Genomic DNA, 14155 nt, shown 5'->3' with positions numbered 1-14155 from the left:
TGGATCGAGTAGGAGAACTCTGTGACCAGCGAGCCGACCGTGGCCCGGAAGTCCGGCGGCACCGAACCGATCGATTCCGATATCGACCTGCGCTCCCCCGCTCAGCGCGGCGAATTGCCCCGCACGCATGGAGTTGTGCTGGCCGTTATCGCCGCCGGCGGTGGACTGGGCGCGGCGGCCCGCTACGGGCTCGCGCAGCTGTGGCCGACCGCACCCGGCGGGTTCCCGTGGGCGACATTGGCCGCCAACATGATCGGATGTTTCCTCATCGGCATGCTGATGGTCGCCGTCACCGAGATGTGGGTCGCTCACCATCTGCTGCGACCGTTCCTCGGGGTCGGCGTACTCGGGGGGTTCACGACCTTCTCCACCTATGCCAACGACGCGCGCGCCTTGCTGCAACCCGGCACGGTCGGCATCGCCTTCGCCTATCTGGCGGGCACACTGGTCTGCGCACTGTTCGCGACTCTCGCCGCCGTGCGGCTCACTCGCGCCGGGTACGAGACAATCCGCCGCCGGGCCCAGGAGGCGGCGGCGTGAGCGCGGTCCTCGTCGTGATCGGCGCGATGATCGGCGCACCACTGCGCTATCTCACCGACCGCGCCGTCCAGACCCGCCACGACAGCGTATTCCCTTGGGGCACATTCATCGTCAACCTCACCGGCTGCCTCATCCTGGGCGGGCTGGCCGGGGCCACGATCTCCACACCGTGGTTCGCGTTGCTGGGCACCGGATTCTGTGGCGCGCTCACCACCTACAGCACCTTCGGCTACGAAACCGTCCGGCTCGCCGAACAGCGCGCCTACCTGTTCGCGTCACTGAACATCCTCATCAGCGTGACCGCCGGGCTCGGCGCGGCGCTGCTCGCGTACACCACCGTCCAGGCCGCACTGGCTTGAAGTCCGTCCTGCCCTGTGACCGGCTACCGAGGCGAACGAAGTCGTGCCGGTCTCGCGTTGAATGCCATTGTGTCGGAGCTGTTTGCGACGATAGGGATGATGACTTCGATCGATATTCCGGCGCTTCGCTCCGCGCTGTATCCCTTGCTCGTCGACGGCGGCCACAAAGATATCGCAGCCCGATTTCGGGCGCTGGGCGTGATCGAGCCCGAACATGAATCCGAATACCCGCCGTCGAAGGCCCAGCGCGTCGCGGGTGTGCTGCGTGTCCTGCCGGATGCGGAGGTTCCTCGTGTGGCCGAACAACTGTTACGTGAGGCCGATTACCTCGCGCCGGGAACACGCATTGCCGTGCAGGACCTGCTCTGGGCAGGGCAAGGTCCGGTGATCGTGGAACGCACACGGCGTGAGTTGGCGGACGACCTCGACATCGAGGATCTGGCAGTCGACGCTGACCGACTCCTGAAGGTTCTCGCACGGTGGTGGGACATCGACTCCGGTGACGCACTCGAGGGTTGGATCGGCAACTCACCGACCCTGCGCACCGAAGTCCGGCAGCACGTGTTCCGGAATTCCGATTGGTCGGCCTCCGAACTGTTCGACAGGCTCGGCGCGTACGAAGCGGTCGATCGCAGGTTCGCAGGGTTCCTGCAGGATCTGGTGTCTCACCAAGCCGTGATCCACGAAACCAACCAGCGCCGCATCGTCGCGGCATTGACGCCACACTTGAATCGGATCCACCTGGACTTGCGTGAGGAGGGAACCGAAAACGGGTACCCGGTGTTCCGGTTGGTGCCGACCGGAACACCCGCCGCGCGTACCCCGAAGAGCATCGTCTTCGCCTCGACCCGCAAACCCGATCTGCGTGTCAGCAGCGTCGTGGACAACGAAATCGAGATCGTGAACAACGGCAGCGACGTCCTGGTGTACGACCAGCCGATCGGTTCCGACGGGCTGCGGTGGCGTGATCTGCACGCATGGTGGCAACGGCACCACCCTGAGCAGGACACTGACACCGCCAAGAACGCGCTCTACCGCCGGCTCCGCCTCTCCCTACCGGAAAACTCTCCGCCCCAACAGATTCTGTTCCAGCTGTACCACGAGATCCACCGGGGCCACATCTACGACCTGCCAGCACTGTTGCCCGAGGTCTGGCTGCACTGGGACCACAGGACGGTCGCGCAACGCGGAGTCCGCGCACTGCTCGGGCAGCGGATGGATTTTCTGCTGCTGCGCGGCCGGTACCGAATCGTCCTGGAAGTCGACGGAGCTACGCACTACACCGACCGGGATGGAAATCCGTCCCCTGCCGAGTACGCCCGCAATACGCGCATGGACCGGAGCCTGCGGCTGCGCGGCTATGAGGTATTCCGCTTCGGCGCCTCGGAACTGCGGTCTCCCGAACAAGCCGCCCCGCTGCTCACCAACTTCTTCGAGGAGTTGTTCGACCGATTCCCAGACCACAACGCATCATGATCTTCAACGCCCATCCACGTGCCTTCACGCATCCGTTGTCGGCATATCGACTCTCACGACTGCCCACGACGTTCGAGGAAGACGGTGTCACGCCACACGCCGTCGAGTTGCGCGATGCGTTCGCGGACGCCGACGGTGCGGAACCCGGCCGAGTGGTGCAGCGCGATGCTGGCACGGTTCTCGGGGAAGACGGAGGTCTGCAGTGTCCATAACCCGGCCTGATCAGCGGCGATGACCTGCGTGCGGAGCAGCGCTTTGCCGACGCCTCGACCGCGCATCCCATCGGCGACATAGACCGAGGTTTCGGCGACGCCGCGATAGCACTCCCGCGCCGACACGGAAGTCGCTGCGGCCCAACCCACTACGGCACCATCGACCTCGGCGACCCAGCGGTGCTCGGGAAGCCACTTACCGTCGAGGTCGTCCCGCGCGGGGGCCTCGGTTTCGAAAGTGGCGTTGCGCGTGGCGATTCCCTCGGCGTAGATGCGTAGCACCGCTTCCCAGTCGCGTTCTTCGAGAGCACGGACAGTGACGTCGTCGGGGATGTTGTCGGGGCAGCACGGCTGCGGCGGCAGTACTCCCATCACGGCGTCGGCGGCGTGGGGCAGGCCGGTGCAGCAGGCGGGGTTGATCGCGACCACGGTGCTGGTGCGGTCCTTGTGGACGTTGACGAAGCCGACCTCGGCGAGCTTGCGCACGTGGTGGGAGACGGTGGGCTGGCCGACGCCGAGGGCTTCGGCGATCTCTCCGATCGTGATGCCGGCCGGGCGGGTCGCGACGTGATGCAGCAGCCTCACCCGGGTGGGGTCGGCCAGGCAGGCGAACCAGCTCGCATAGGTGGTGGCATCGGCCACCGGTAGCGCATCGGCGCGGAGATCGGTGGCCGGTCGGACGACAGGCATGTCCAGCGACGTCATGCCACCACTATATCGATGAGAATCGATGGTTGCATCCATCGACATTCGTCGATACAGTTCGAGTCGATAATCGATGGGCATCGATGGAAGGATTCGTGATGGACGAGCTGCCCGTGGTTGTAGTGGGTGCGGGACCGATCGGCCTGGCGGCCGCGGCCGAGTTGCGGGAGCGGGGCCTGACTCCGCTGGTGTTCGAACGCGGTGCGAGCGCGGGTGCGGCGGTCTCGGAGTGGAATCATGTGCGCACGTTCTCGCGCTGGGGTGAGCTGGTCGCTCCGGCCGCGCGGCGGCTGCTCGAGCCGACCGGGTGGACCGCACCGGACCTGGATTCGTATCCGACCGGCCAGGAGTGGGCGCGTGACTATCTGATTCCGCTGGCGGATGCCTTGGGCGACAGCGTTATTCGGCTCGGTGTCGAGGTGGTCGGGGTGACCCGGCGGGGCCGGGACCGGGTGGTGGACGCTGGGCGCGACACCGAGCCGTTCGTGGTGCGGCTGCGCTCGGCCGACGGCCACGAGGAGAGGGTCACTGCACGCGCGGTGATCGATGCGTCGGGCACCTGGACAGGCCCGAATCCGCTGGGCGGTGACGGCCTGCCCGCGCTCGGGGAAGGCGCTGCCGCGGAGGCGATCTCGTACCGAGTGCCCGATCTCGGCGATGAGCAGGACCGCGCCCGCTACGCCGGGGTCCATACCGTCATAGCTGGTAGCGGGCATTCGGCGCTGGCGGCGATCGTGGCGTTGGCCGAGTTAGCGCAGGGCGCGCCCGGCACACGACTGACGTGGGTGCTGCGCCGCGGTGAGGTCGGCAATACCTTCGGTGGCGGTGAATCGGATCAGCTGCCCGCGCGTGGTGCGCTCGGCCTGCGGGCCAAGGCCGCTGTCGACTCCGGCCTGCTCGAGGTCGTCACGGGATTCCGAACGGCGGCAGTCGAGTCGGCCGACGGCGGTATCGCGCTGGTCTCGGAGGCTGGGGCCCGGATCGAGCACGTGGATCAGGTCGTGGCGCTGACCGGGTTCCGGCCCGAGCTGTCCTGGTTGTCGGAGATCCGGCTCGGCCTCGATCCGGTGCTGCAGGCCCCGGTGGAGTTGGCTCCGCTGATCGACCCGAACGTGCACTCCTGTGGCACGGTGTATCCCCATGGGGTGAAAGAGCTTTCGCACCCCGAGACCGGCTTCTACCTGGCGGGCATGAAGAGCTACGGACGCGCCCCCACCTTCCTGGCGCTGACCGGTTACGAGCAGGTCCGCAGCATCGCCGCCGCGCTCGCCGGGGATCACGAGTCGGCCAGCCGCGTCGAGCTCACGCTGCCCGAGACCGGCGTCTGCGGAGGCGCGGGCGTGTTCGACGAGCCCGACACCGCCGCCGAGAGCAGTGGCGGCTGCTGCGCGGCTCCGGCGCCGCAGCTGATCACGCTCGGAGTCGGCGCGCGGTAACCACTGCTCCATGACCGACACCGAGATCCCCTCGCGGACCGGCACTCTCACCCGTGCCGGTCTGCGACGCGTGCTGACCGTTCTGTGCCTCACCGAGATCACCAGCTGGGGCATCCTCTACTACGCCTTTCCCGTCCTGGGTATGTCCATCTCCCGCGATACCGGCTGGTCACTGCAGGTGATCACTGCCGCGTTCTCCCTCGGTCAGCTCGCCGCGGCCCTGGTCGGCATCCCGGTGGGCCGCATCCTCGACCGGGTGGGTCCACGCACCGTGATGACCGCTGGCTCGGTCCTCGCGGCGGTAGCGCTCCTGGTCGTGGCTGCGGCACCGAATCTGGCTGTGTTCTATGCGGGGTGGCTGATGGCGGGGGTCGCGATGGGTGCGGTGCTGTACCCACCGGCGTTCGCCGCGCTGACCCGCTGGTGGGGCGAGGACCGTATCAAGTCCCTGATGATCCTCACCCTGGTCGCCGGTCTGGCCAGCACAGTGTTCGCGCCGCTCACGGCGGTGCTCAACGAGCACACCGATTGGCGCGCAACTTATATCGTGCTGGCCGTCGTGCTGGCCGTGCTCACCGTGCCCCTGCACTGGGTGGGGTTGCGCGGTCGCTGGCCGCATCCACCGGCTCCGGCCGACGATGCCTTCGCCGATCACGCCGCGATCGTGCGCAGCCGAGGCTTCCTCGCCTTGGTGGTCACCTTGTGCCTGGGTGCGTTCAGCACGGCGGCGGGTGTGTTCAATCTCGTTCCGCTGCTGGAGGAACGAGGCTTTTCCACCGGGTTGGCGGCGGTCGCGCTCGGGCTCGGCGGCGCGGGCCAGGTGCTCGGACGGATCGGCTATCTCCCGCTGTCGGCCCGCACCACCGTCACCACGCGCACCGTGGCGATCCTCGCCTTGACGGCGGTCGCCACCGCGCTGCTTGGCGTGGGCTCCACCGTCACCGTGCTGATCGCCTTCTCCATCGGTGCCGGACTCATCCGCGGGCTGTTCACCCTCGTGCAGGCCACCGCCATCACCGACCGGTGGGGCGCAACCCATTACGGGCGACTCAACGGGCTGTTATCCGCTCCGGTCGTGATCGTCATGGCCGTGGCCCCGTGGGCGGGCACCGCGTTGTCGGCGTGGACCGGCAGCTACGCGAACTCCTACTTCCTCCTGGCAGCAGTCGCGGTCCTGGCCGTCCTCACGGCCGGGGCCGCGCGCATCACCACCGCATCGAAGGCACTTCCATGACCAGCGAATACGACGCCCTCGTCATCGGCGGCGGCCAATCCGGCCTCGCCGCCACCCACCACCTCACCCGGCACGGCCGCGCCGTCGCCCTGATCGAAGCCGGACCCGAACCGGTCGGATCCTGGCCGCACTACTACGACAGCCTCACCCTGTTCTCTCCCGCCCGGTACAGCTCGCTGCCCGACATGGCCTTCCCCGGTGACCCCGACCGCTACCCGCACCGCGACGAAGTCGTCGACTATCTGCGCCGCTATGCCCGCCGAATCGACGCGCACTTCCACCTGGGGCAGCGTGTGGATACCGTCACCCACGACGGCCACACCTTCACCGCCCACACCAATACCGGTGCCACTCTCACCGCGCCCCGCTTGATCGCGGCCACCGGATCCTTCGGAACCCCGCACCTGCCCGCGCTGCCCGGTCAGGACGCCTTCGGCGGAAAGCTGCTGCACGCCAGCGACTATCGCAGTCCTTCGGACTTCACCGGCCAGCACATCATCGTGATCGGGGCGGGCAATTCCGCCGTGCAGATCGCCGCCGAGCTGGCGCTCACCGCGACGGTCACTCTCGCGACCCGCGCACCGGTCAGGTTCGTTCCCCAACGCCCGCTCGGCCGCGACGTGCACTTCTGGTTCCGGGTCAGCGGATTCGACAGGCTGCCGATCGGCCCGCACCTACGAACTCCGCCGACCCAGCCGGTACTGGACACGGGCCGATATCGCGTCGCCCTTGCCGCCGGAAAACCCACCGCCAGAACGATGTTCACGCGCCTCGACGACGACGCAGCCGTCTGGCCCGACGGCACCCACACCCCGGTCGACACGGTCATCCTGGCCACGGGCTACCGTCCGCACGTGCCCTTCCTGGCGGAATTGGGAGCGTTGACCGAGACCGGACTTCCCCGACATCGCTCGGGCTTGTCCACCACGCACCATGGTCTCGGTTTCCTCGGACTGGAATGGCAGCGCAGCCCCTCATCGAACTCGCTGCGCGGCGTAGGACACGACGCTGCGTGGCTCGCGTCGCGCCTGTGAGATCTCGAAGACCGGAGCGCAGGGTTCGAGTGGTTAGCGGTTGCGCGATTCGCGGCGCACTCGAACCAGCTGGCTCTGCTCACCAGGCCGGACCGGCTGGTGACCGAGGAGGTCGACTACTTGCTCGGAGTGGGTCAGGAGGGCAGCGTAGGCACGGTACCGACGGTGCAATGCCTGGACGGAATCGTTGTCGCCTGCAGTCATAGCGTGAACGAAGTCGTCGCGAACAACGGCGTTCGCTCCCGCGCTCAAATACGTGCGCTCGAGCAGTTCCAGCGCTTGGTCCCAGGCGGCTCGGCTGCGTTCGGTCGCGGACTCGAGTGCGGCGGCGATATCGTCGCCGGGTTGCGGGAAGAGTTCACGCATCCGCAGCTCTATCGCATCGATATGGGATGTGTCCGGTATCGACCCAGTCGCCGCGGCGATCTCGGCGTCCAGCTCGCTCAGACGCTCCAGGAGCTCTTGCGACGGCTCGCTGGCCAGTTCGCCAACCGGAAGTTCGATCGTGGCGATGGTGTCGATCACGGCCGGATCGATCGCCAGCGACAACGAGCCCATTGCCTCGTGAACATTGAGGTAGCGGACTGCGAGTAGCCCGGAGTCCTCCAATTCATCGATGCCGAGCCGGCTTGCGGGATGGTGGTTTTCGTCGCGGAAGCCCTCCTCGATCGCCTCGGCGGCGATCCGGAGCGTCACACGGTGCAGGTAGAAGACACTGTCCGCGTCGGCTTGATTCTGCATGCGGCGCAACATGTTCTCCACCGCCGCTTCGTAGGTACCCAGGTGTAGCGCGCGAGTCAGCAGTCGCCGGCGCACTCGCTCGGCCGAGACCATGCGGCTCAGCCCGCCTTCATCGAGTCCTGCGCATGCCTTGTCTTCGTAGCCGGAGGACGGCCAGTCCGGATACGTGCTGCTGTGGAACCAGACCGCTTGTGCCGCCACCTCATTCGACAACAGCGGGTCCGCACTGTCACGCAGGGCAGCACTCGCCGGACCGTAGTGAATGTCCGCCTCGCAGTGCGCGCAGGGAGATAAAGCGTCGATGCCCATCCGCTCGTGATATCGGTGCGCGGTGATGACGGTCGTCTGCCCGCACGCGGCGCACCACATGCGGTAGTCGTAATCGAACCCTGCCAGCGCGGGACCCTCAGCAACCACACCGACAACCTAACGTCCCCGCCCCACCGAGCGGCCGACGCCTCCGATCATCGGCAGCAGTTGGGATCCAGCACGAAACACAACGCGGACAACGCATCACGGCGGGCGCGATGATAGATGTTCATGCCTCGCCGTTCGGACTCGACCAGACCCGCCTTCCGCAGCTGGCCCAGGTGATGGCTGACCGTCGATTCCGCCAGCGCCAGCGCCGCGGCGAGGTCCCCGGTGTTCTCCTCACCCGGCTCGGAGGTGAGCAGCAGCGACATCAGTTTGACGCGGACCGGGTCGGCGATCGCCTTGAGGCGCAGGGCGACCTCCAGTGCGGCGGCATCGTCGATCGGGCCCGCTGCCACAGGTGTGCAGCACACCGGTGCGGACATGTCGATCACGGGGAGTGCTTTGGGCATGAAACCATCCTAGACAGGATATTGACATATGTCGAAAAGGTGGCGCAGACTGAGCGGGTCAGCTTTTCGATATATGTCTCACAACTGGAGGTTGGTGCCATGTCTCAAGCTCAGGTCCCGTTCTCGGGCAACGAAACCGCCGCTGTCGAATTCGCGTCGACACAGCAACCGGTGCCGGGCCGGTCGGCTCCGTGTTGCGGCACTGCGGAAGAGGCCGCTGCGGAAGGAGCCTGCTGCGGCACCGCGGCCAAGCAGCAGGCTATCTCCACCGGCCAGAGCTGCTGCGGCTAGGCCCGGCGAGGATGTGGGAGGTAGCCATGACTCTCGATCAGGATGGGCTGCGCGAACAGGTGCGGGCTCGATACGCCTCGGCGGCACGGCAATTCACCGAGACCGCGCACATCTCCGACGACGGTTGCTGCAGCGGGGCCGACTGCTGCTCCGGGCCCGCCACTTTCGACCCGGGCGGATTCGGAGGGAGTCTGTACACCAGTGACGATCAGGCCGGCGCACCCGCCGACGCCGTGGCCGCCAGTCTCGGCTGTGGTAATCCGGTCGCCGTGGCGGATGTGCGCGACGGTGACACCGTGCTGGATCTGGGCAGTGGGGCCGGGCTCGATGTCCTGCTCTCGGCCCGCCGTGTGGGACCGACCGGCAAGGCGTACGGGTTGGACATGACGGCGGAGATGCTGGCCTTGGCCGAGCGCAATGCCCGTGCAGCGGGCGCGGACAATATCGAATTCCTTTCCGGCACCATCGAAGCCATTCCGCTGGCGACAGAGTCGGTGGACGTGGTGATCTCCAACTGCGTGATCAACTTGTCGGCCGACAAATCGGCGGTGTTCGCCGAATCCTTCCGGGTCCTGCGCCCCGGAGGACGGCTAGGCGTCAGCGACGTGGTGGCCGAGGACCATCTCACGCCTGCCGACCGTGCCGCGCGCGGCGATCACGTCGGCTGCATCGCCGGAGCACTGACCTTCGCCGAGTACCGTGCCGGGTTGGAGGCGGCCGGCTTCGGCGCTATCGAGTTGATTCGGTCGCATCAGGTCGCCGATGGCATGCATTCGGTGATCGTCAAGGCCGTGAAACCACTCTGACCGACGATGAAGAAGATTCCGGGCTCGTCGGCTATCCGCCGATAGTGCGGCGTGCCGACCTGGCGGTCGCATCGAACCTGTCCGCGGTCATGGGCAGCAGTCCGGTGACGAGCCCGAATCCGATGATGCACCCGCCGAGTTGGGCGGTCATGATGACGGACGCATCCAGCAGCGCCAGGGTGGAATCGGCAAGAAAGAGATACCCGACAACCAGGGCGGGGTTGCCGAGAAATTGGGCTCCGACCCATGAAGCGGAGATCGCGAGGTAACTACCCAGGACGACGGCGGAGACGAGTCGACGTGTCACGAGGGCAAGGGCGAGAGCGACAAAGCCTCCGGCCGTCAAGAATTCGGCGAACACCTCGAGCGCTCCCGGATTGCGGGAGATGACCCGAGTGGAGTGGCCCGCAGCGATACTGCCAACGAGGGCGGTAGCGGCAATGGCGCCGAACTGCTGGGTCGTCACGCGCAGCACAGTTCGGGTGAAGGTCGGGCCACTCCGACGCTCGAGCATCCACTCCGCGACTGCTACAACAGGATTCACCGACACCTGGACGACGGGAACGAGGACGAAGAATGCGCTCAGCGCCGTCGTGAGCGCCACAAGACTGAAAGCCATCCGAGCTTCGGACTCGTACGGGAAGAGCCGCCGCGAGACGAATACGGATCCCAGTGCCATGGTCGTCAACACAGCGGTGGCACCGAACTCACTGAAACAGCGCCGGATTTCAACGGCAGCGTGCCGCCTGCGCCACCACGAACTCGAACTGTCGCGCGTCGGCCCGGATGAGCGGCAACCCTCCGAGCCTTGAATCGACATATCCCGATCCTGACGGTCGCCGAATCGGGCATACAACATACGGCGGATGAACGCCTGATGAGTACACACCCATTCCGGGGCTATCGGTCGTCCTCGGATTCGGTTGGGCCACAGCCGGTCCGCGTGCGGCCGTCGGGAGCGACCAAGGGGAGCGACCGCTGCCGCTGCGGAGATGGCGGGTTCCCGGCGGCCAATGCCGTCGCGAACCCGCCTATCACGTCAATTATCGGTGAGCCGGCGGACAGCGCCCCCGGTCAGGGGCGAACCGTGCGGCGCGGATGCTTACCTGCCGATTTGCCCGCCGTCGCGCTTCCAGACCACGACGACCGAGGGGCGGGGCTGCGCGGTGCCGCCGTCGGGCCAGTGCGAGGTCGGGTTGTCGGGGGTGGCGGTGTCGGATTCGCCCGGGTGCTGGACGCACACCAGGACCCGGTTCTCCTCGATGATCGGTCCGCAGGTTTCCGCGCCGATCGGGACGGTGAGGAATTGTTTGGTCTCGCCGCGGCGGTCGCCCTCGAGGACGACGGAGAACAGGCCGTCGTTGGATTTGAGCGCATTGCCGTCGGTGGAGATCCACAGGTTGCCGTGCGGGTCGAAGGCGACGTTGTCCGGGCAGGAGATCGGGCTGACCTGGTTCTTGTCGAAACCGGCGAAGTAGGTGTCGGCGGCCTTGGGGTCACCGCAGACCAGCAGCAGCGACCAGGTGAACGTGGTGCCCTTGTGGTCGTCGTCGATCTCGAGGATCTGACCGTTCTTGTTCTGGTTGCGGGGGTTGACCTCGTCGACGCCCGCGTATCCTTCCTTGCCGCGGTTGGAGTTGTTGGTCAGGGCGGCATACACCTTGCCGGTTTTCGGGTTCGGCTGGATGTCCTCGGGGCGATCCATCTTGGTGGCGCCGACCTTGTCGGCGGCCAGGCGCGTGAAGACGGCGACGTCCGCGGCGCTCATGCCCTCGACCAGCGATACGCTCTGCCCACCGGCTCGCGCTTCGAGCAGTGGCAGCCACTGTCCGGTTCCGGTGAATCCCTTGTCCGAGGGGACTTTTCCGGATCCGTCGATCTGGTCGGGGTGGTCGCCGGTGAACTTGGCGACATACAGGGTGCCCTCGTCGAGGATGGTCATGTTCGCCCGGCGGGTGGCGGCGTCGGTGCCGGACTTGATCTTCTTCGAGGAGACGAACTTGTAGATGTATTCGAATCGCTCGTCGTCACCCATGTAGGACACGACCGTGCCATCGGCGGTCACGTGGATTTCGGCGCTCTCGTGCTTGTATCGGCCCAGGGCGGTGTGTTTGACCGGTGCGGCATCGGGATCCCAGGGGTCGATTTCGAGGACCCAGCCGAATCGGTTGGCTTCGTTGGGTTCCTGGGCGACATCGAAGCGCTTGTCGAACCGTTCCCAGTGGCGCGGAGTATCGACCTTGCCGACGCCGTAGCGTTTCGCGCGGGCGGCGGCGGTGGGGTCGGCGGCCTCGCCGGCGAAGTAGCCGTTGAAGTTCTCTTCGCCCGACAGCACAGTGCCCCAGGGCGTCACGCCGCCACCGCAGTTGTTGAGGGTGCCCAGCACGGTGGTGCCGGAGGGATCGGCGGAGGTCTTGAGCACATCGCTGCCCGCGGCGGGGCCGGTGAACTTGATCTCGCTGGTCGCGGTGATACGCCGGTTGTAGCGGGAGAAGGCCGGGGTGAGCTTGCCGGACCCGGTTTCTCCATGGACTTCGACGACCGTCAAACCGTGTGCGGCCAAGGCGATGTCGTACTGCTCGCGGGTCACCGTCTCCGATTGGAAGCCGCGGAACATCATCGGTTCGGTGGTGTACTCGTGGCTGACGACGAGTAGATACTTGTTCGATTCGCCGGGAATGGGCAGCAGGGCAGCGTAATCGGCGTTGAATCCGAACTGCTTGGCTTGCGCGGCGGCGGTTTGGTTGTCGAAGTCGAACTTCGGGGCGTCGGCGAGCACCGGGTCGCCCCAGCGGATCACGACCTGCTGGTCGTAGCCCTCCGGGATGACGACCTCGTCCTTGGTATTCGGTGCGACGATGGTGAATTCCGTGCCGGTTCCCGGGCTACCGCCGGTAGCGGTCGGTGCGGTTTCGTCGTCGCCGCAGGCGGCGAGCAGGCTGCCCGCTCCCACTGCGAGCACGGCGGCCGCGCCTCCTTTGAGCACGCCACGGCGCGACATCGCCGAGACGATGTCGCCGAAGTATTCGCCCTCCGAGGTGTTCGACACCTCATGCGAGCATGCGTTTCCGCACTTGTACTGGCAGGTGAGGGCGGCGCGCGAGGACTGCCCGTCGTGTTTTACGAAGAGGGCGAGCGGTTTCAGGTTCACAACTACTCCTGGGCTGATTCGACCAGCCGGACGCTAAGCGCGCTGGGCTATCCCGAGGAGTAGCGCAGATGAATACCGCACAAATTGATCGATATTTTTGGATTCAATCCGGCGCAGGTCGGTCTTGCCGCCCCGCACCGCGAAGCGGTCTCTGTCCCGGATGCCGTCCGGTCAGCACGCGCGATTATCGCAGCGATGGCTGCGTAGCGGCCCGCCGGTCCGCAGGATGGCTTCCATGGTGTCGAGGGCATCGTGATCGACGCGGTACCAACTCCAGGTGCCTCGTCGTTCGCGAGTGAGGATTCCGGCCGCGACCAGGATCTTCAGATGGTGGCTGAGGCTGGATTGGGGCATGTCGAACTCTTCGGCCAGATCGCAGAAGCAGCTTTCGCCCTGCGGCGCGTGGTGGACCAGGGTCAGCAGTTTCACCCGGATGGGGTCGCCGAGCGCCTTGAACAACTTCGCCACCGCGTCGTGGTCATCGGTGGCGAGTACTGCCGGGGGCGCGGTCGAGGTGGGTGACGATGCCATGATCGACATCGTGGTCACTCAGTGTGAACGTCCGATGAACGAGTCGGCACCTCGAACTGGTAGCCGAGTCGGCGTACGGCCCGGATCCACTCCGGGTGGCGGTCGTAGTCGCCGAGCCGTCGTCGCAGTCGCATGATGTGCACGGTCAGGCTGTTGCTGGCCGCGGACCGGTCGCCCCACAGCACCCGGATCAGCTCCTTGCGAGTGACGACCGCGCCGGGGCGCTCGGCCAGGTACCGCAGCAGCGTGAATTCCATGGGCGGCAAGGCGATCTCGTGGCCGTCGAGCCACATGCGCGGCACGATCCCGTCGATACGCAGCCGCCCCAGATCGATCGGCACCGGCCGGAGCTCGAGTGCCCCCGGCCTGCCCGCCAACGACCCCAGGATGGTCAGCAACTCCACCGCCCGGTACGGGCGGCGCACCACCGCCGTCGCTCCGGCACCGGTGGCCTCGGTAGCGAATTCTCCCGATTCGGCGTCCGCGCCGACGACGATGGGCAGGTCGGGTTCGTCTCGGCGGACGACGTCGAGGAACTCGATCGGGCCCAGCAGCCCGCGGACCGGGCCCAGCACCACCGCGTCCGGGCACATGCGGCCCAGCGCGAGCAGCGCGACGGCGGGATCGGCGCAGACCCGTAGTTCGACCTCCTGCCCGGTCACCGCCAGCGCGAGCGCGGCGGCGATGTCGGCATCGTCGATGACGAGCACCGCGAGCCGATCGCGGCGGCGCAGCGCCTCGGTGACACAGATGCGGCGACGCGTGCGGAACTGTGTGTCCGAGCCCTCCCACGCTGCCACCAGCGCGTCGTCCAT

The 14155-nt window shown here is 66.8% G+C and carries 14 protein-coding genes; 7 read left to right on the top strand and 7 right to left on the bottom strand.

Going from position 1 to position 14155, the window contains the following annotated elements; all coding sequences use genetic code 11:
• The first annotated feature begins 21 nt into the window (after positions 1-21).
• The 3 genes from crcB (QJS31_RS30500) to QJS31_RS30490 all read left to right on the top strand — a co-directional run bounded on the left by crcB (QJS31_RS30500) (position 22) and on the right by QJS31_RS30490 (position 2375).
• Positions 22-540, top strand: coding sequence for a fluoride efflux transporter CrcB (gene crcB, locus QJS31_RS30500; protein ID WP_306358298.1), 519 nt, complete (start codon positions 22-24; stop codon positions 538-540).
• Positions 537-899: a fluoride efflux transporter CrcB gene (crcB, locus tag QJS31_RS30495; RefSeq protein WP_282776462.1), complete on the top strand. Its 363-nt coding sequence runs from the start codon at positions 537-539 to the stop codon at positions 897-899. Before crcB (QJS31_RS30500) ends, crcB (QJS31_RS30495) begins: the two co-directional genes overlap by 4 nt.
• A 69-nt stretch (positions 900-968) precedes the next feature.
• Positions 969-2375, top strand: coding sequence for a hypothetical protein (locus QJS31_RS30490; RefSeq protein WP_306358297.1), 1407 nt, complete (start codon positions 969-971; stop codon positions 2373-2375).
• 53 nt (positions 2376-2428) lie between these two features.
• On the opposite strand, the gene QJS31_RS30485 is transcribed toward QJS31_RS30490, so the two are convergent.
• Positions 2429-3292 (bottom strand): GNAT family N-acetyltransferase, encoded by an 864-nt coding sequence (locus QJS31_RS30485; protein ID WP_282776483.1) that lies wholly within the window; start codon positions 3290-3292, stop codon positions 2429-2431.
• 98 nt (positions 3293-3390) lie between these two features.
• Here QJS31_RS30485 and QJS31_RS30480 point away from each other — a divergent pair, with 98 nt between their 5' ends.
• The 3 genes from QJS31_RS30480 to QJS31_RS30470 are packed head-to-tail and all read left to right on the top strand — an operon-like array spanning position 3391 to position 6996.
• Complete coding sequence (locus QJS31_RS30480; protein ID WP_282776459.1) at positions 3391-4728, top strand: NAD(P)-binding domain-containing protein; 1338 nt, start codon at positions 3391-3393, stop codon at positions 4726-4728.
• A 10-nt stretch (positions 4729-4738) separates the two neighbouring features.
• The gene (locus tag QJS31_RS30475) at positions 4739-5962 is read left to right on the top strand and encodes an MFS transporter (protein WP_282776457.1); all 1224 of its coding nucleotides are present in this window, start codon (positions 4739-4741) and stop codon (positions 5960-5962) included.
• Positions 5959-6996, top strand: a complete 1038-nt coding sequence (locus QJS31_RS30470; RefSeq protein WP_282776455.1) for an NAD(P)/FAD-dependent oxidoreductase — start codon at positions 5959-5961, stop codon at positions 6994-6996. The genes QJS31_RS30475 and QJS31_RS30470 overlap by 4 nt, the downstream gene beginning before the upstream one ends.
• Positions 6997-7029: 33 nt before the next feature.
• On the opposite strand, the gene QJS31_RS30465 is transcribed toward QJS31_RS30470, so the two are convergent.
• Together QJS31_RS30465 and QJS31_RS30460 are read right to left on the bottom strand one after the other, a co-directional pair.
• On the bottom strand, positions 7030-8154 hold the full coding sequence (locus tag QJS31_RS30465; protein WP_282776453.1) for a hypothetical protein: 1125 nt from the start codon (positions 8152-8154) through the stop codon (positions 7030-7032).
• 47 nt (positions 8155-8201) lie between these two features.
• Positions 8202-8561 (bottom strand): Rv2640c family ArsR-like transcriptional regulator, encoded by a 360-nt coding sequence (locus tag QJS31_RS30460; RefSeq protein WP_282776450.1) that lies wholly within the window; start codon positions 8559-8561, stop codon positions 8202-8204.
• A 317-nt stretch (positions 8562-8878) separates the two neighbouring features.
• Between QJS31_RS30460 and arsM the strand changes: the two genes are divergently transcribed.
• The gene (arsM, locus tag QJS31_RS30455; protein WP_282776448.1) at positions 8879-9658 is read left to right on the top strand and encodes an arsenite methyltransferase; all 780 of its coding nucleotides are present in this window, start codon (positions 8879-8881) and stop codon (positions 9656-9658) included.
• 31 nt (positions 9659-9689) lie between these two features.
• Here arsM and QJS31_RS30450 read toward each other — a convergent pair whose 3' ends face one another.
• From QJS31_RS30450 to QJS31_RS30435, 4 genes are all read right to left on the bottom strand, one after another.
• Positions 9690-10478 (bottom strand): hypothetical protein, encoded by a 789-nt coding sequence (locus tag QJS31_RS30450; RefSeq protein WP_282776446.1) that lies wholly within the window; start codon positions 10476-10478, stop codon positions 9690-9692.
• A gap of 282 nt (positions 10479-10760) precedes the next feature.
• Entirely contained in the window at positions 10761-12809 is a 2049-nt protein-coding gene (locus QJS31_RS30445; RefSeq protein ID WP_282776444.1) for a PhoX family phosphatase, read from the bottom strand.
• Between the two features lie 171 nt (positions 12810-12980).
• Positions 12981-13340, bottom strand: coding sequence for a helix-turn-helix transcriptional regulator (locus QJS31_RS30440; RefSeq protein WP_282776443.1), 360 nt, complete (start codon positions 13338-13340; stop codon positions 12981-12983).
• Between the two features lie 14 nt (positions 13341-13354).
• The gene (locus QJS31_RS30435; protein ID WP_282776442.1) at positions 13355-14155 is read right to left on the bottom strand and encodes a response regulator transcription factor; all 801 of its coding nucleotides are present in this window, start codon (positions 14153-14155) and stop codon (positions 13355-13357) included.

Source organism: Nocardia sp. CC213A (genome assembly GCF_030766805.1).
GTDB classification, from domain to species: Bacteria; Actinomycetota; Actinomycetes; order Mycobacteriales; family Mycobacteriaceae; genus Nocardia; species Nocardia otitidiscaviarum.
Note: the sequence above shows the minus strand (reverse complement) of the source record. Positions and strands in the feature narration are given on the sequence as shown.

Bases quoted from the DNA above. Each gene is read 5' to 3' on its own strand.
- QJS31_RS30470 (WP_282776455.1), top strand. From the start codon at position 5,959: ATGACCAGCGAATACGACGCCCTCGTCATCGGCGGCGGCCAATCCGGC.
- QJS31_RS30480 (WP_282776459.1), top strand. From the start codon at position 3,391: ATGGACGAGCTGCCCGTGGTTGTAGTGGGTGCGGGACCGATCGGCCTG.
- QJS31_RS30485 (WP_282776483.1), bottom strand. From the start codon at position 3,292: ATGACGTCGCTGGACATGCCTGTCGTCCGACCGGCCACCGATCTCCGC.
- QJS31_RS30460 (WP_282776450.1), bottom strand. From the start codon at position 8,561: ATGCCCAAAGCACTCCCCGTGATCGACATGTCCGCACCGGTGTGCTGC.
- QJS31_RS30475 (WP_282776457.1), top strand. From the start codon at position 4,739: ATGACCGACACCGAGATCCCCTCGCGGACCGGCACTCTCACCCGTGCC.
- QJS31_RS30450 (WP_282776446.1), bottom strand. From the start codon at position 10,478: ATGTCGATTCAAGGCTCGGAGGGTTGCCGCTCATCCGGGCCGACGCGC.
- arsM (WP_282776448.1), top strand. From the start codon at position 8,879: ATGACTCTCGATCAGGATGGGCTGCGCGAACAGGTGCGGGCTCGATAC.
- QJS31_RS30440 (WP_282776443.1), bottom strand. From the start codon at position 13,340: ATGGCATCGTCACCCACCTCGACCGCGCCCCCGGCAGTACTCGCCACC.
- QJS31_RS30435 (WP_282776442.1), bottom strand. From the start codon at position 14,155: ATGGACGACGCGCTGGTGGCAGCGTGGGAGGGCTCGGACACACAGTTC.